Source organism: Acinetobacter sp. DMC2 (assembly GCF_056314305.1).
Window position 1 is genome coordinate 39,107 of the sequence record NZ_JBQUYP010000010.1, and the last position, 15,903, is coordinate 55,009.

Here is a 15,903-nt window from a genome sequence, read left to right on the forward strand (position 1 = left end):
AGCGAGTAAGAATAGCGAGTTTTCAAGTTTTACCCTTTAAAGCAGGACAAGATGATGAAAACAGTTCAAACGAGTGGTTTAGCCACATTTTTAGATTTTTATAGCATTGCAATTATGGTGGCTTTAGCAGTCAGCTTAGTTGTGGCAGTCGTGTTGATGATGCGTTTCCCTCGCTCACCACAAGAATGGATTGTTGGACTGATATGCACGGTCGTTTCAAGCTTAACAGGCGGTTCATTTATTATCATGAAATGGAATTTACATGAATGGGTATCGGATATTTGGGGAATGATCACACTATGTGGATTCTTCTTTATTTGCGGTTTGCCGGGCTGGGCGATTGTGAGATGGATATTTAACTTCATCAATAAACAAGAAGGTAAAACGATTGTGGAAGTTATCAAAGACTTAAAAAAAGCGAAAGATGATCTGCAAAATAGCTAAAAACAGTTTCAATAATATAGGGAAAATAAAATGAATATCGACCAGTACTTAGAAGCAATCATAGACAGGGAAGGTGGATATATTAATCATCCATCAGACCATGGGCATGCCACCAAATTTGGCATTACAGAGGCAGTCGCTCGATCAAACGGATATCAAAGTGATATGCGAGATTTACCTTTAGCTGTGGCCAAGTCTATTTATAAAAAACAATATTGGTTTGAACCCCAATTTGACCAGATCAATAAAATTAGCCCTGCTATTGCAGAAGAGTTACTTGATACGGCTATAAATTGTGGAGTCAGCTTTGCAAAGCCTTTGTTACAACGTGCTTTAAATCTGCTAAATAAGCAAGGTGAAGAGGGTTGGCCAAATCTTGCTTTAGATGGTCAATATGGGCCTTTAACTTTTCAAGCACTGAGTACGTATTTGAATAGGCGTAATAAAGACGGAGAAACGGTATTACTACGCGTTTTAAATATTATGCAAGGGCAGCACTATATTGAAATTACAGAGAAGAACCCAAACTACGAAGACTTCTTTTATGGATGGATCTTAAACAGGGTGGCCTTGTAAAAATTGTAGTTAGATAAAAATATGTTGATAGGCAAAAGACTTGAAAAGCCTAACCATGAGTTGAGGCTTTTCAAATCATCATATGTCGAGTAATGATTTATTGTGCAATGAGTAAAACTGCAAGAAGAAAGAAAATAGCGCCACTAATTTTATTGAGTATAGAAAAATTATTTCCAGCCAACATCTTTTCTTTAAAAATTGAAGAGAAATTTGCATAGACCAAATGAATTAAAAATCCAATAAAACAAAAGGTTAAAGAGAGAACTAAAAACTGAGTTAAAATTTCTTTCTTTATATCAATAAATTGAGGGAATAGAGCAATAAAAAATACGATTGTTTTGGGGTTAAGCAAAGATGCAAGTAGGCCTTGATAAAAGAGTCTAGATTTACTTACATTTTTATCGCTTTGCTGATCAGTGATTAAATCTTGCGATGGCGATTTTTTGCTGAAGTTTTTATATCCAAGATACATTAAATAAAATGCACCAATAAATTTTAAAACCGTAAAAATAGTAGGGTTGTTGGTAATAATAAGACCTACACCACTAGCGGAAATTACAGCAATTACAAACATACCAATGATTAAGCCGCTAATACCAAATAAAGCAGTTTTAACACCATAGTTGATTGAATTTGTGACAGTAAATAAAACGCCAGGTCCGGGGCTTAGGAGAGTAAGAAATGCAATTGTTATAAAGACTAAAAGACCGCTCACGCTGATATATCCTATTTATCAATGAGACAAGATTATGCGATTACTTTAAATGAGAAAATAAGTTGTGTATACAGACAGTTATGTATATTTAAGAGTGAAATAGATTAAGTGTTTAAAATATGCATTTCTATAAGTAAGTTGGATAATAAAAAGCTTAATACCCAAAGCAACATAAACATACACCCCTAATAACAGGGGATGTTAGTATGCTAAATCTATACCTCAAGAAATATACAGCATGACGAAAAAAGAACGGCAGTTTAAATCTGGCGAATTTCGATTTTCCTTTTTATCGTTTAAATATTGGGGGGTATGGTTTTTAGCTTTTATTTTGATGTTATTCGCGATGTTACCTTGGGCTATTCAATGGCGTCTTGCCGATTTTCTATCAAAAATAGCTTGGAAATCTTTAAGTTCAAGAAGAAAAACAACACTACGTAATTTAGAAGCATGCTTTCCTGAAAAAACACCTATGCAAATTGAGGTGAAAGCCAAACAGGTTTTTGTTGATACTTTAACGGGAGTATTTGAAGCATTAAATGCTTGGTACAGCCCAAATTGGTTTAAAAGTCGTGTACATATAGAGGGACTAGAAAATTTAACCAATAATCAAGAAAATGGCATACTTTTATTAGGCACTCATAGTACGCTTTTAGATGCTGGTGGAGCTGCGTGTACCTTATTTTTTAATATGGACGTAGTTTACCGACCTCAAAACAATCCCTGTTTAGATTTTCTGATTCATCGGAGTCGTGCAAGAGTATATAAAAACCAGATTGCTCGAGACAACATGCGTGGACTTATACAAAACCTTAAACATGGTCACGCAATATGGTATAGCCCAGATCAGGACTTTGGTTTAAAACAAGGTGTAATGGCATCATTTTTTGGTATACAAGCGGCGACTGTAACAGCACACCGCAGACTGATGGATATTTCAAAAGCAGCAGCAGTGCCTTTGTATTTTTACAGAAGTGGCGATATCAGAAATCCTCAATATCATGTACTCGTAGAACCTAAATTAGAGAATTTTCCGAGTGGGTGCGAAGTGAGTGATGCTGAAAGAGTCAATAAAATTATTGAGAATCAAATTCGCATAGCCCCTACACAATACATGTGGTTTCATCGCCGTTTTAAGACCCGTCCTGCGGGTGAACAGAAATTCTATTGAGGGACTTATGGGGAGTAGCAAAGTGACTTCTTTCCATTAAAATGAAACAAAATTTGATTTTTAAATCAAAGAAATTTTAATGAAATCAATGTGAAATAGGAGCGTTCCTAAGCATTTAAGTTTTCTTATCTGAATTATTTTGAATATCGATTGCAAATGCTTCTGAAGCGTGTATTATCGAGAATAACTAACAAAATATTCATGTCATTATAAATTTCTATTTGCGCAGTTTTATATTTATAATCCTTCGGTTTTTTCAGATATTTAAGTTTTGACGTCTATTTTTTAGTTAAATTGGTTTTCTCCAATAATAAGTTATAATATTTTAAGATTCAGGATATAACATATGTCTACTACTACTGGTACAGTAAAATGGTTCAATGAGACTAAAGGGTTTGGTTTTATTGTGACTCAAGATGGTAAAGATATTTTTGCTCATTTTACTGATATTCAAACACAAGGTTTTAAAGTTTTGTTGGAAGGTCAACGTGTTGAGTTTACCGTAGTACAAGGTAAAAAAGGCCCTCAAGCTTCAAATATTGTGATTCTTCAAAACTCATAAATAAATAGAGCTTTTAATTGATTTAAATATATTATTTAAATAAAATATGTTTAAGTCTAAAGCATTTTATTAGAGTTTAAAAAAACCCACTTTATCTTTTGTGGGTTTTTTATAAGTTTTAATTCAACTTATATTCAAAAAACAACTACAAACATACTCTTATAAACATGTTTCTAAGTTTTTCTGTTAAAATATAATGAATTAGGTGTGTGGTATTAAAATGGATATTTGTATTGGCGGTATTTTTGACGGTCAGAAAATAGAACACAATAATGATTTCTTAAAGATTGAAGAGCATTATTCTGATAATAGTTCTAAATATATTAAGCAACACTTCCACTTGTTTGGGCAAATTTTTAGCTTCTGGGTGTGTGAAGATGTTGATTTAAGTCAAGCAATAAGAAAAGCTGAAAGTATTTTAAAGAAGAAAAATGAAAATATTTAGCTAATTAATAAAAATATATTTACTACCACCTTCTACTTTAAAGATTTACTTATTAAATTAATTCAAATAGATTTAATAAGTAAAATTTAATTTTTGAAAATCAATGATTTTATTTTGCAGCTTTAAATGTTGCTTACAATATTTTAGCATTGGTTACAGACTTTTACAATTTATGTGTGGAATTTGATGGATATAGTTATACATTAGGCTTAAGCAAAAGTTGTTTTATTTATTGCGCAAATAAAACAAAGCCCACTTTAATAATATATTTTATTAAAGTGGGTTCTTTATTCAGACGGTCATCTTTAATTCAATATTCATAATTAAACTATAGATAATATTTATTGTTATAGCCTCCCTTAGAAAGGAAAACATTTTAAATGTTAAGTGAAGTACAACCTAATATTTGCTTTATTGGCAGTAGTAATTTAGCTTTGGCTTTAATCGGAGGAATGGTTTTAAAAGGATTTAAAAAAGAAAAAATACACTTAATTGAAGAGAAAAAAATTAACGATACACAGGCATTGAAGCAAAAAGAAAATGGTTTAAAAAAAGCTGACATTGTTGTGTTGTTACTCGACCCAAAACTATTAAAAGAGACACTTGCGCCGTTTAAGAAATGGTTAGCAAATAAGATTATTGTTTCTATGATGGCAGGGATTGATATTGCACACCTATCCAGTTTTACAGGTTCAAAGAAAATCGTTCGTGTGATTTCAAATCCGCCAGTGCTTATGCATACGGGGACTCACGTGCTTATTGCTTCAGAGCAAATGGACCAGCTTGATAAAGACTTAATTGAAACTTTGTATTCTGCAACGGGCCAGACTTTTTGGGCGCCGTCTGAAACACAAAGTGATGCCATTATTGCATTATCTGGTTCAGGGCCAGCTTACTTTTTCTATATTTTAGATAGTATGATTAAGACGGGTGTTTCATTAGGGCTAGATAAACAATTCGCCTTGGATCTTGCGCTTCAAGCGGCTACTGGCGCGGTCGAAATGATTCGTAAAAGTAATGTTCCACCAGCGGAGTTATGTGGAAAGGTCACTTTAGCCAACGGGATTACCGAATCTGCTTTACGAATGTTTGAATTAGGCAATGTGTCTGATGATATACGTTTAGCCATGAGGGCCGCATATCATCGTAGTAAAGAAATTACTTCAGAAATTATTTCTGAGGCTCGTTAACTCTTTTTAGTAAACTAGGCCTTTAAAAAGTATTCCCAAATAATGAAACCTAAGCCAAACCCAATAAAAGAGTAGAGAGTAATAATAAAGAATACAAAACTGGCCTTATTTTTTTTCTTCAAAATGTTCATGGCGATGCCTCCAATTCAGATTAATTTTATTATGGAGATGAGGAGGCTGTAATCATAGATACAGAATTTTTTAAAAAAAATATAACAGAGCCTAAATCTGTTATGGTCTAAGCCGCTTAACTCAATAAGAATTTTCGAATCAATACTTTAAGTCGATGCACTAAAGGCATTCCACCTTTTATTCAATTAACATTAAATCGGCGGTATTGGCAGATTTAAGAGGGCGTAGGGCAAAAGTCGAACGGGTGTGGCGAATTCCCTTAATTGAATAGAGTTTTTTTCGTAAAAAACGTTCGTAATGGTCCGCATCTTTTACAGCTACTTTCACCAAATAATCATAATCACCTGTCACCAGATGAGCTTCTACAACCTCAGGTATATCGGCTAATGCTTCGCTGAAATTTTCCAGCATTTCATCGTCATGGCGTTCTAAAGTAATTTCTATAAAGAATACTTCATGAATACCAATCGCTTTTGGGTTTACGTTTACTGTATAGCCTTCAATAATTTTTAGAGTTTCCAGACGTTTCAGCCGTGTCCAGCATGGTGAAGATGAAAGACCTACTTCTTCTGCTAATTGGGCAACAGTTAAACGGCCATTGCCACGTAATGCAGATAAAATTTTCCGGTCTATGCGATCTAGTGGGTATTCTGTTCTGTTCAAAATATAAACCAAAGAAGAATCTTCTGATAAAATTAAATATACTTCATTTTTATACTGCGAACATTTAAAAATATTAAAAAATACAGGAAACATTTTGAGTTAAAGGTACATACACTAGTTCTATGCATCGAACCTCTCTGGATAAGGGTTGTGATGGAGCAAAGAGCACTGTTTTAGTAAGGGTGACTAAACAGTGCTCTTTGCGGATCTCTTATAAGCTTTTAAATTTATTTTTATTCATTGTCGTTGTGTATTAAAACAAATTAAATAATAACTTTTATTTATCAATTGAAGAAAAACTAATCATTATTTTTTATCTAAATTTTCCTTTATGGTGATTTCATTGCAAAGTAGGAAGCAAGGTTATGATCACCCAGCACGATATAAACCAAAAACAATATCAAAATAAATCTTTAGACTATTTAAATAGCCAAGCTCATTCTGAAGGAGTTGAATTTAATAAATTTATTCATGAAATTCAGAAATATGAAAAGGCTGTCGTTCTAGATTTAGGCTGTGGTGGTGGTCATGTTTCTTATAATGTTGCTCCACATGCTGACCTAGTCTTTGCCTACGATTTATCTCATGAAATGTTAGATACAGTCTCTAAGGCTGCTAGCCAGCGCAAATTAAAAAACATCTTTGTGCAGCAGGGCATTGCTGAAGACATGCCTTTTAGTGATCAACAGTTTGATGTCGTGATTAGTCGATATTCAGCTCATCACTGGCAGCATGTTCCGACTGCAATGAAAGAAGTAAACCGCGTTCTTAAGCCAGATGGCATTGTTATTTTTGTTGATATTATTAGTTCTAGCTCGCCGATATTAGATACGTTTTTACAGACGATCGAAACGATTCGAGACCCAAGTCACGTAAGAAACTATAGTGTGAAAGAGTGGGTCTATTTTATAGAAGATGCAGGCTTTGACTTAGTCGCTTTAGACAAGCAAACGCTTTCATTAGACTTTGATAGTTGGGTAAAGCGTATGAAAACTCCTGAAGATCAAATTAAAACTTTACGCTATTTGCAGGAAGGTTCATCTGACCTCGTGAAGAAGTATTTCAAAATTCAAAATGACGGTAGCTTTGAAAGCCATGTGGGTTATTTTGTCTTTAAGAAGTTAGGGTTTTAAAGTGCTAATGAGTAAGAGTTTTTGTCGATAAGAAATGAATTAAATATCACAAAAACTCTTTTCTTGATTCGCTTGGATTATATTAAAGAAGATTAGAAAACAAATTTAATATCATTTATTTGATAAAACTTAATCACACATTTTTTTTAAGGTGATTAAGTATTCAAAAGGAAAGGTGATTTATTTAATTTTCTTTCTATTAATAGACACTTATAAATAATTATTATTTAATACGCCCGCAATATTATCACTAATACTTTTAATAACTTTGTCGGGGAAATAATGCGTAATATTTTAGTAACGGTTTTTACTTTATTGGTAGGAACATCAATTTATGCTGCTCAAGAATCTAAAAGCCTTGTAGGGCAAACACACTGCGAGAAAACGGTTGAGCTACATGGCTTTTTAAGCCGTGCTCAACTTGATTGTAATTATCACTATTCTTCTGAAGAATTAATTCATGAAGCTGAAAAATGCACTAAACATGAGCTAGGTGATAAATACGGTAAAGAAGTCATGAGATTCGGCATGAACCAATTTGAAGAGCGCAAGAAAGGAGATTCAAAAGGTCAATTATGTAGCCGTGTTTTAAAAGACTTTCCAAACTATATTAAAAAATAAAATAAGGTTTTAAAGACCTCTTCTAGCAAGCCGATAAAATGGATTTAATTATTCATTTTATCGGTGTATCACCACATATAATTCGCCAATTAAACCAGATAATAAACTTTAAGAATTCACCTAATATCACATTGACACTTAAAACCTCTCTTATTATTCTTCGTTTCAGGATGAGAGAGGGACGCTTAATGCGTGCTGATTCTTGTGTGTCAGTCTGTCAACCCTTTCTCGTTCTATTATTATTTTTACTAAATAATGAATTTCTAATGAAGTAATTAAATATTCTAATCCAATGAAAAATAATATTTATTCAATTATTTTCTAGCCAATATCACATTGACACCTAAAACCCCTCCGATTATGCTTTGCCTGCTGGCCTACATTGCCAGCCGGTTTTAGCAGACCGAGAGCGTATAGCGCATCAAAAAAGCAATTTTTTGGTGGCGAACTCGTTCGTCCCCCCTTCGTAGCGGTAGGACGGAAGGGGGACGCCTTGTGCGTGCTGGTTCTATATGCCCAGTCTGCTAACCCCCTTTCGTTCTGCCACCATAATCATTTAGCAGTGATTGGCAGAAATTTTATGCATATAGGAGTCCGCTCATGCGTACTATTTCTTCTCATTTATTGGTCTTTACCAAACTCTCTCTATCTATACCGCCCAACTGGTCTTTAAAACGGTTTAACCGACTCTAGGTTTTTAAAACCTTGGCTCGTTACGACTAAAAAATCATAGCAACAATAAAACCTGAGATAGCTTAGGCACATTTTTGTGCTGCTTTTGCATGCCTGTTTTTAGCACTCATTTTAAGAGTGACGGCATTTCTATCTCTTTTAGATACAACAAAAAATTATTTAAACGGTATTCCTATGCCAAATTTAGAATCTTCATTTAGAGCACTCAGAGTGCTTCACACCGCAAAAGACTTATTTAATCAATATGGGTTTCATAAGGTCGGGGTCGACCAAATTATTGCAGAAGCCAAAGTTGCCAAAGCTACTTTTTACAACGACTTTCACTCAAAAGCACGACTCATTGAGATGTGTCTCACTTTTCAAAAAGAAGCGCTCAAAGTAAAAGTGTTTTCCATTGTTAATTCTTACCGTGAGCAAATGGTGCTCGATAAACTTAGGCAGATTTACCTTTTACATGCCGATTTAAATGGCTTTTACCATTTACCCTTTAAAGCAATTTTTGAAATTGAAAAGCTCTATCCAGTTGCCTATAAAGTTGTGGTTGATTATAGAAACTGGTTTGTTAACGAAATCTATAAGTTGCTTTTAACCTTGAAAGCTACGGCCTCCATCCAAGATGCTTACATGTTTTTATTTATGATTGATGGCGCAATGGTCCAGCTTTTAGATAAAAATGCGGTAGATGAAAGAGGTCGGCTGTTGGATTATTTCTTTTTAAATTTTGCTTAAGCGACAAAACTCACTAAAGAAAAAGCCTCCAAACAAGGAGGCTTTTCAATTTAAATAAAAATAGTTGCTTAGCTTAATGCCGCAGGTTTTGCAGCCTGTGCCATTCCTTCAAAATATTGCACGGCAGGCGAACGAGCCATATAAGCTAAAGCTTGCTCGGTGTCACCTTCATGAAGTGGGTTAAATTTTGGAGAAACCCATCTTAATGTCGCTTTCCATAAATATTTAATGGTTGGTAGGTTGTCTGAGCGAGTCGCAGTTTTTTCAAATTCACGAATAATTTTGAAGTAGCCACGGCGCATTAATTTTTGAATGTCTTCGTGTTCTAAATCTTGTTGGCCTAAACTACGCGCAAAGTCAGCAAGGAAATAAATAAACAGTGGGAAAACAGCCGCCATAATCACTTGGCGCGACACATAAAAACCAAACTTGTTTGTTAAGAGGTGCTCAAATAAGTCGTAGGCAACACAGCGATGTTCAACTTCTTCAGCCAAATGCCAACGGAACAAGTCTGCCATGGCAGGGTCGGCTTTGTCCCACGTCTTACTGTCGAGTGTCCACTGACCAATGGTTCCGGTAAAGTGCTCAATTGCAGCAATTACACCTACTCTAAAAAGTAACCAATATTCATCGAGTTTTTCGCCTTTTAAGAAAGGCATACCTAAAGGTTTGTCACCTAATAAGATATTAAACACAAAATGGGCACGGTTAAGTGTTTCTTGAATGTCGTAGCCATTTTCACGTAAGAAGTCCTGAGCCTTTTCATGGGCGCGTGCATGAGCTGCTTCTTGACGAACAAAGCCAATCACTTCTTGTTTTAATGTTTCATCGGTAATCAAGGGAAGGGTTTTATTAAACACGCGGCAAAACCAAAATTCACCAGCCGGCAAGAGCATATTAATACCATTTGCTACGTGTGAGCATAGCGGATCATTCGGCATCCAGCAGACAGATGACTCGGCAAAATCAAAATGTACTTTTCTTGCTTTAAGTTGATGATTCCCTGTGATCATATACGTCACCCTATTCATAATTGTTCATTTAATGCGAATGAACAATTTTTAGCATTAAGTAAAATCGATCACCATGTGAGTAAAGGACAAAAACATCTAACAAAAGGCTTCTAGAGATAAAAACGGTCTAAGCTAGAGATTTCATAAATAAAAAAAGGCTCCTTATCAAAAGGAGCCTTCAGTTTGGGGAGAGTTAGGCTTTAAAGTTTTTAAGCCTAGTTATTTTTATAAGCAGAAACGCTTTATTATAAATTTCACGTTAAGTGACGTATCGTGCTTAAAAGTCTAGATCGCTTGCCACTGATCTTTAACTTCTTCTGAGTTTTTATTCAGAATGACTTGGTTTTCTTTCACTTCACCAATCCATCCCGTAGGAATAAGGTGATGTTGACCGCTTTCATCTCGGGTGAGTTTAAGTTGGTTCTCACCATCTAGATGGTCGACTGTACCTACTTTAGTACCACAAGAAGCAATAACGTCTGCGTGTTTTTTAATATCATTAATATTTAAAGTACTCATTTTAGACCTCTTCTTTAGAAATAGAAAAACGGTAAGACCTAAATTACTTTAAATAATTGGATAAATCAGGGGTTTTTAATAAACCTTACAGGATGGGTTTATAAGTTCACTTAATAAATATATTTGAGTAACAATGAAATAATTAGATATAAAACTAATAATATTTATCTTTTTATTACAATTTATATGTTTATTTAAACAGAAGTATTTAGATAAGGTTAAACCAAGTCTTATAAATAATTATTTGCAATGAATATTAAAATACCTATAAATGTGACGATATTAAGTGTCTTGAGTGAATTTGAATCTGCCTTGGCTGAAGATAAAAGCAAGCTTCGTATAAATTTACTCTCTCAATTGGTAAATTTAGCCAAAAACTTGCCTCATCCAGCTTCGGGTCAGACCTATCAACGTTGGCAGCTTTTTGCTCAGATTGCTGGAGTCGATTTAAGTTTAGCGAAGCTTTTTGAATCGCATTGCGATGCCATAAGCATTTTAAGTGAATTGGGTTATCACCCAGAAATAGATGACCAGCTTTGGGCTGTTTGGGCAGCAGACGGTGGACCAGCTCCATTGCAGGTAAAAGATAACCTGTGTAATGGCATAAAGCCTTGGTGCTCTGGTGCAGAGTTTATTGAAAAAGTTTTGATGAGTTATAAAAACCAACAAGGGCAGGCGCAGCTTTGTATTGTCGACTTAAGTCATTCCTCTATTAGCACTGACTCAAGCCACTGGCATGCAGTCGGGATGAATGCGACACAGACTGCAAGAGTAAGTTTTGAAAATACACCTGTTAAATTGATAGGACACCCAAATAGTTATTTAAAACGTCCAGGCTTTTGGCATGGTGCAGCAGGTGTTGCGGCTTGTTGGTATGGTGCCGCCGTTGGTTTAGCTGGTTTTTTACAAGAAAGTTGTCAGGTCAGTCCGAATCCTTTTAAAAAATTGTACCTAGGAGAGGTCGCTCATCAATTAGAAATTACTAAGCAATATTTTCAATATGTTGCTGAACTGATTGACAGCAAACCCATGCTAAATCATGAGCGGGAAATACGAATTTTACGTGCCCAAACAGAACAATGCTGTCTGAGTGTGGTTGAGCGAGTAGGCAAAGCGTTAGGTGCTCGTCCTTTTTGTGAAGAGGCTACTTTTGCACAGCTCATGGCTGATTTGCCTGTGTTTATCAGACAAAGTCATGCAGCTTTTGACTACCAGCAAATTACAGAACTTTGTTTATCGGACCAAAGCCTATGGGAACTTTAAAACATCCTTTGGTCGAAGACCGCATTATTTTTGGTGAGGGTACGTCCAAAGAACAATGGTTAAATGCATTTCAACAACACCCTTTAGAGGCTTTAGATCTTGAGTTGTTTCGCTCTAAAAGGGTGGTGATTGTTGCTCCACATCCTGATGATGAAGTGCTTGGTTGTGGTGGCCTAATGCAGCAACTTATTGCACTGAATTGTAAGATCCTCATTTTAGCGGTAAGTAACGGCACCCAAAGCCATCCTAACTCTACAAAATATCCTCCAGATCAGCTCAACATTCTGCGCCCGCAAGAAAGCCTAGCAGCCTTAAAGTGTTTAGGGGTAGCAGATTCAACCGAGCATGTAGAACTTCATTTGTTAGATGGTCAGATTCATTTACAAACCGATCAACTGTGGCAGAGTTTAGAACAGATCGTTCAAGCCGACGATATTCTAATTTGTAGCTATGCCTTTGATGGTCACCCAGACCATGAAGCAGTAGGCAAAACCGTACAAGCCTATGCAACCGCTAAGCAACTTCTATGTTTACACGTATTAATTTGGGCTTGGCATTGGGCAAGGCCTTTAGACTCTCGAATTGATTGGTACCGAGCAAAAGCCTACTGCTTAACCCAAGAACAACTAACTAAAAAGCATCAAGCAATTTTGCAGTTTAAAACCCAACTTGAAGCAGATGAAACCACGGGTAATGCTGCGGTTCTTTCTTCAAGTGCAATTAAACGTCTTTTAATGCCTTATGAGGTTTATTTGAGTGATTCATTCTCGCATGTACTTTGAAGATTTATATCGTCATAACAGTGATCCGTGGGGCTATGACTCTCATTGGTATGAAGCTCGTAAAAGACAAATTTGTCTCGCGCTGCTGACAAGACCTCGCTATTCAAAAGTGTTAGAAGTAGGCTGTTCAAATGGACATTTAAGTTTTCATTTAGCGCAAAGAGCCGAGCAATTGCTGTGTATAGATGTCTCTGAGTGTGCTGTTCGCTTAGCGTCCGAGCGTTTAAAAGAATTTGAGCATGTGGTTGTTGAAAATAGAAAAATACCTGAAGACTACTCAATTCAAAAATTTGATCTCATTTTAATTAGTGAGATGGCCTATTACTTATCCAAGGATGAATTGCAGCAGTTTATTGAAAAATTAAAACATAGTTTAAATGACAACGGCGAGATTCTTTGTTGCCATTGGCGTCATGAAATTCAAGATTTTGAACTAAATGCAGAACAAGTCCATCAAGGCTTTCAGCAACATTTTCCATTTCATCACTATCTCAGCTTAAACGATCCAGATTTTATGATTGATCTATGGACGGCAAAAACTTCCTCTTTAGCACAGCAGGAAAAACTAAGATGAAAATAGGTATCGTCATTCCAGCGCATAACGAAGAGCACTATCTATCTGCCTGTCTGCAATCTATTCAGGTCGCTATAGATAACATTAGCGGTTATGACGTAGAAGTGATTGTGGTACTCGATAACTGTACAGATCAGTCGCGGTTGATTGTACAAAGCCATCAGATTAATTGGATTGAATGTAATTACGCATGTGTTGGGCAAGCACGAGATTTGGGAATTCGTCATTTAATTGGCCGTGGCGTGACATGGATTGCATGTACGGATGCCGACACGGTGGTTAGTCCTGATTGGCTGCGCTATCAAATCCAGCACCAACCCACAGATGCAATTTGCGGCACTGTAACGCTAGATGATTTTAGTCATCTATCTATAATTAAACGGCAAAAATATTTAGCGCATTATAAAGATCAGATGGATCACGCGCATATTCATGGGGCGAATTTAAGTTTTAGTGCAGAGGTCTATCTTTTGGTAGGTGGCTTTGAGCCTATTTCATGCCATGAAGATGTATCTCTAATCAAAAAACTGATCAAGCATTGTTGCAATATTACTTGGAGTAATCTGGTTCGAGTGACAACGAGTAGTCGCTTGAACGGAAGGGCACCTCAGGGATTATCGTACTTTTTAAATAATCTCTAATCACTTAAACCATGACCTCTCCCAATATCGAAATATTCTTTAAATTTTTAGGGTCATACTTAATTTTGATGAGGCTACCAACTTTATATTGATCATGATTTTTTTTAGCAATAAGCACCTTCAGGTTTTGAGTCATGATTTCGCCTTGCTCAGTTTGAAATTTTAATTTTATATAACATAAAGGGCGATATTGCACCTTAGCTAATGAGTCCTGAAAATACACAACCTCAGCAGAAGTCATCTTTCCTCGTTTATAAATTAAAAACTTATGAACCAGACTTTTAAGAAAAAAGGTCCAAGCAATATAGACAAAGAATAAGCTAAACCAAACCACTCCAATAAAAGTCAAAAAATCAGAAAATTTCACTCACTCAAACCAAAATTATTCGTTTAACGCATTATTCTAAATGAACAGATTTGTTCGATCTAGTTTATGTGTGATGTAAAACATAAACTGATAAAACCTTATAGTTAAGCGTCAAAAATAATGAGATAAATAGCAGGGTATATAACTTAGTTGTTGTATTTATGCCTACATATGTAAACAAGTCTTATTAACACATGCTTTAACCCTTAAAATTCTAGAAAAGAAAGTTTTAAGGTGTATAGGTTTGGATTTTTTAAGTTTTTTTCGCGATATTCGGGTTCAGTTAAGCCATTATCCTTGGCTAGAAATGTTTGTTTCTCTCACCATTTTGATTTTATTTGCAGCAATCGCAAATTTTATTGCTAAACGCATTATCGTTCGGGGCGTCCGTCACTTGGTGACCAAGCTAAAATCACCCAATCAATCTATTTTTGCCCAGCATAGCGTCATAAAGAAATTTGCAAATATTGTTCCTGCTGTTGTGATTATGAACGGCATTGCAACAGTTCCTCATCTAACTCCAAAGTTCATTTCTTTTATAGAAATGGGGGCGCAAGCATTTATTTTTCTTACACTCGCGCTTACGGTCAGTGAAATATTAAACATATTTAATCTTATCTATCAGCGTAATCCAAAATCTAGAAATAAGCCGATTAAGGGCTACTTACAACTGGTTAAGTTAATCTTATTTGTTGTGTGTGGCCTGATGATTTTGGGAACATTCCTTAAAAAGGATGTGTTCACTTTACTGGCAGGTTTTGGTGCGATGGCTGCGGTATTAATGTTAGTTTTCCAAAACACTATTTTGTCTTTAGTGGCGAGTGTACAAATTGCTTCTTATGACATGGTGCGGATTGGAGACTGGATTGAGATGCCGTCGCTTAATGCGGATGGTGATGTAATTGATATTTCGCTTCATACAGTAACTGTGCAAAATTTTGATAAAACCTATACCACCATTCCAACCAATAAACTCGTTACCGATACGTTTAAAAACTGGCGAGGTATGAGTAATTCGGGTTGCCGTCGAATGAAGCGCTCACTCTTTTTAGATCAAAGCAGTGTTCATTTCATGAGTGACGAAGAGCAACAAAAGCTCAAAGAGTTTTTATTATTAGACCAATATCTTGATGCAAAACAATCTGAAATTGACGAGTTTAATAAGCATTTAGGAAATCAATCCCGTTATAACAAGCGCCGTTTAACCAATATTGGAACATTTAGAGCCTATGTTGAGTTCTATTTGCGCCAGCACAAAGGCATTGCTCAAAATCAAACCATTATGGTTCGTCAATTACAGCCAACTAGCCAAGGTTTGCCTTTAGAAATTTATGCATTTTCAAATACCACTGCATGGGTTGCCTATGAAGCAATTCAGTCAGATATTTTTGACCACTTAATTGCGATTCTTCCTGAATTTGGTTTACGTGTTTACCAAGCGCCTTCGGGTCATGATTTGCAAAGATTAACCACAGAGATTAATCCAAGCTAACTTTTAAGCTGTTAATAGCAGGTCCTCAACTATTTTAAAAAGCTCCTAGATGGGGGCTTTTTTAATGTTTCATTTGTAGTGACCTGCTAGAAAAATATATAAATCTGATAATCAATTGAATCATTCCATTTAAGACCTAGAGGTTGAGGAGGCGAAAATTGAATTCGAACCCTTTTCT

The 15,903-nt window shown here is 35.6% G+C and carries 20 protein-coding genes; 14 read left to right on the top strand and 6 right to left on the bottom strand.

Features of this window, described 5'->3' with window-relative positions; genetic code table 11:
* The first annotated feature begins 54 nt into the window (after nucleotides 1–54).
* Both ACT53H_RS18065 and ACT53H_RS18070 read left to right on the top strand, forming a co-directional pair.
* Nucleotides 55–444, top strand: coding sequence for a hypothetical protein (locus tag ACT53H_RS18065; RefSeq protein WP_004793571.1), 390 nt, complete (start codon nucleotides 55–57; stop codon nucleotides 442–444).
* Nucleotides 445–474: 30 nt separating this feature from the next.
* Nucleotides 475–1,020: a glycoside hydrolase family 108 protein gene (locus ACT53H_RS18070; RefSeq protein WP_476009807.1), complete on the top strand. Its 546-nt coding sequence runs from the start codon at nucleotides 475–477 to the stop codon at nucleotides 1,018–1,020.
* Nucleotides 1,021–1,117: 97 nt separating this feature from the next.
* On the opposite strand, the gene ACT53H_RS18075 is transcribed toward ACT53H_RS18070, so the two are convergent.
* Nucleotides 1,118–1,735 (bottom strand): LysE family translocator, encoded by a 618-nt coding sequence (locus ACT53H_RS18075; protein WP_476009808.1) that lies wholly within the window; start codon nucleotides 1,733–1,735, stop codon nucleotides 1,118–1,120.
* A 238-nt stretch (nucleotides 1,736–1,973) separates the two neighbouring features.
* Between ACT53H_RS18075 and ACT53H_RS18080 the strand changes: the two genes are divergently transcribed.
* The 4 genes from ACT53H_RS18080 to ACT53H_RS18095 all read left to right on the top strand — a co-directional run bounded on the left by ACT53H_RS18080 (nucleotide 1,974) and on the right by ACT53H_RS18095 (nucleotide 5,103).
* Nucleotides 1,974–2,906, top strand: coding sequence for an LpxL/LpxP family acyltransferase (locus tag ACT53H_RS18080; protein ID WP_476009809.1), 933 nt, complete (start codon nucleotides 1,974–1,976; stop codon nucleotides 2,904–2,906).
* Between the two features lie 346 nt (nucleotides 2,907–3,252).
* Nucleotides 3,253–3,468, top strand: coding sequence for a cold-shock protein (locus ACT53H_RS18085; RefSeq protein ID WP_004793563.1), 216 nt, complete (start codon nucleotides 3,253–3,255; stop codon nucleotides 3,466–3,468).
* A 220-nt stretch (nucleotides 3,469–3,688) separates the two neighbouring features.
* Nucleotides 3,689–3,913, top strand: coding sequence for a hypothetical protein (locus ACT53H_RS18090; protein WP_476009810.1), 225 nt, complete (start codon nucleotides 3,689–3,691; stop codon nucleotides 3,911–3,913).
* A gap of 380 nt (nucleotides 3,914–4,293) precedes the next feature.
* Entirely contained in the window at nucleotides 4,294–5,103 is an 810-nt protein-coding gene (locus ACT53H_RS18095; protein ID WP_238612447.1) for a pyrroline-5-carboxylate reductase family protein, read from the top strand.
* A gap of 14 nt (nucleotides 5,104–5,117) precedes the next feature.
* Here the strand turns inward: ACT53H_RS18095 and ACT53H_RS18100 are convergent, their stop codons facing one another.
* Complete coding sequence (locus ACT53H_RS18100) at nucleotides 5,118–5,234, bottom strand: hypothetical protein (RefSeq protein WP_004793556.1); 117 nt, start codon at nucleotides 5,232–5,234, stop codon at nucleotides 5,118–5,120.
* Between the two features lie 178 nt (nucleotides 5,235–5,412).
* Nucleotides 5,413–5,898 carry an Lrp/AsnC family transcriptional regulator gene (locus tag ACT53H_RS18105; protein ID WP_476009811.1) on the bottom strand — a complete coding sequence of 162 codons (486 nt, stop codon included), beginning with the start codon at nucleotides 5,896–5,898 and terminating at the stop codon, nucleotides 5,413–5,415.
* A 365-nt stretch (nucleotides 5,899–6,263) separates the two neighbouring features.
* On the opposite strand from ACT53H_RS18105, the gene ACT53H_RS18110 reads away from it, so the two are divergent.
* The 3 genes from ACT53H_RS18110 (at nucleotide 6,264) to ACT53H_RS18120 (ending at nucleotide 9,074) form a co-directional block, all read left to right on the top strand.
* Nucleotides 6,264–7,031, top strand: a complete 768-nt coding sequence (locus ACT53H_RS18110; RefSeq protein WP_476009812.1) for a class I SAM-dependent methyltransferase — start codon at nucleotides 6,264–6,266, stop codon at nucleotides 7,029–7,031.
* A 282-nt stretch (nucleotides 7,032–7,313) separates the two neighbouring features.
* Complete coding sequence (locus ACT53H_RS18115; RefSeq protein WP_174732801.1) at nucleotides 7,314–7,652, top strand: hypothetical protein; 339 nt, start codon at nucleotides 7,314–7,316, stop codon at nucleotides 7,650–7,652.
* A gap of 867 nt (nucleotides 7,653–8,519) precedes the next feature.
* On the top strand, nucleotides 8,520–9,074 hold the full coding sequence (locus ACT53H_RS18120; protein ID WP_034596645.1) for a TetR/AcrR family transcriptional regulator: 555 nt from the start codon (nucleotides 8,520–8,522) through the stop codon (nucleotides 9,072–9,074).
* A 68-nt stretch (nucleotides 9,075–9,142) separates the two neighbouring features.
* Here ACT53H_RS18120 and ACT53H_RS18125 read toward each other — a convergent pair whose 3' ends face one another.
* Entirely contained in the window at nucleotides 9,143–10,087 is a 945-nt protein-coding gene (locus tag ACT53H_RS18125; protein ID WP_238612443.1) for a metal-dependent hydrolase, read from the bottom strand.
* Nucleotides 10,088–10,372: 285 nt separating this feature from the next.
* Nucleotides 10,373–10,606, bottom strand: a complete 234-nt coding sequence (locus ACT53H_RS18130) for a DUF2171 domain-containing protein (RefSeq protein WP_004793546.1) — start codon at nucleotides 10,604–10,606, stop codon at nucleotides 10,373–10,375.
* 249 nt (nucleotides 10,607–10,855) lie between these two features.
* On the opposite strand from ACT53H_RS18130, the gene ACT53H_RS18135 reads away from it, so the two are divergent.
* The 4 genes from ACT53H_RS18135 to ACT53H_RS18150 are packed head-to-tail and all read left to right on the top strand — an operon-like array spanning nucleotide 10,856 to nucleotide 13,866.
* Complete coding sequence (locus ACT53H_RS18135) at nucleotides 10,856–11,869, top strand: acyl-CoA dehydrogenase (RefSeq protein WP_476009813.1); 1,014 nt, start codon at nucleotides 10,856–10,858, stop codon at nucleotides 11,867–11,869.
* Nucleotides 11,857–12,651 carry a PIG-L deacetylase family protein gene (locus ACT53H_RS18140; protein WP_476009814.1) on the top strand — a complete coding sequence of 265 codons (795 nt, stop codon included), beginning with the start codon at nucleotides 11,857–11,859 and terminating at the stop codon, nucleotides 12,649–12,651. The genes ACT53H_RS18135 and ACT53H_RS18140 overlap by 13 nt, the downstream gene beginning before the upstream one ends.
* A complete protein-coding gene (locus ACT53H_RS18145) occupies nucleotides 12,626–13,225 on the top strand; it encodes a class I SAM-dependent methyltransferase (protein WP_476009815.1) in 600 nt (199 codons plus the stop codon). The genes ACT53H_RS18140 and ACT53H_RS18145 overlap by 26 nt, the downstream gene beginning before the upstream one ends.
* On the top strand, nucleotides 13,222–13,866 hold the full coding sequence (locus ACT53H_RS18150; RefSeq protein WP_476009816.1) for a glycosyltransferase family 2 protein: 645 nt from the start codon (nucleotides 13,222–13,224) through the stop codon (nucleotides 13,864–13,866). The genes ACT53H_RS18145 and ACT53H_RS18150 overlap by 4 nt, the downstream gene beginning before the upstream one ends.
* A gap of 4 nt (nucleotides 13,867–13,870) precedes the next feature.
* On the opposite strand, the gene ACT53H_RS18155 is transcribed toward ACT53H_RS18150, so the two are convergent.
* Nucleotides 13,871–14,233, bottom strand: coding sequence for a DUF3592 domain-containing protein (locus tag ACT53H_RS18155; RefSeq protein ID WP_476009817.1), 363 nt, complete (start codon nucleotides 14,231–14,233; stop codon nucleotides 13,871–13,873).
* 244 nt (nucleotides 14,234–14,477) lie between these two features.
* Here ACT53H_RS18155 and ACT53H_RS18160 point away from each other — a divergent pair, with 244 nt between their 5' ends.
* Nucleotides 14,478–15,725 carry a mechanosensitive ion channel family protein gene (locus tag ACT53H_RS18160; RefSeq protein WP_004793532.1) on the top strand — a complete coding sequence of 416 codons (1,248 nt, stop codon included), beginning with the start codon at nucleotides 14,478–14,480 and terminating at the stop codon, nucleotides 15,723–15,725.
* The last annotated feature ends 178 nt before the right edge of the window (nucleotides 15,726–15,903 follow it).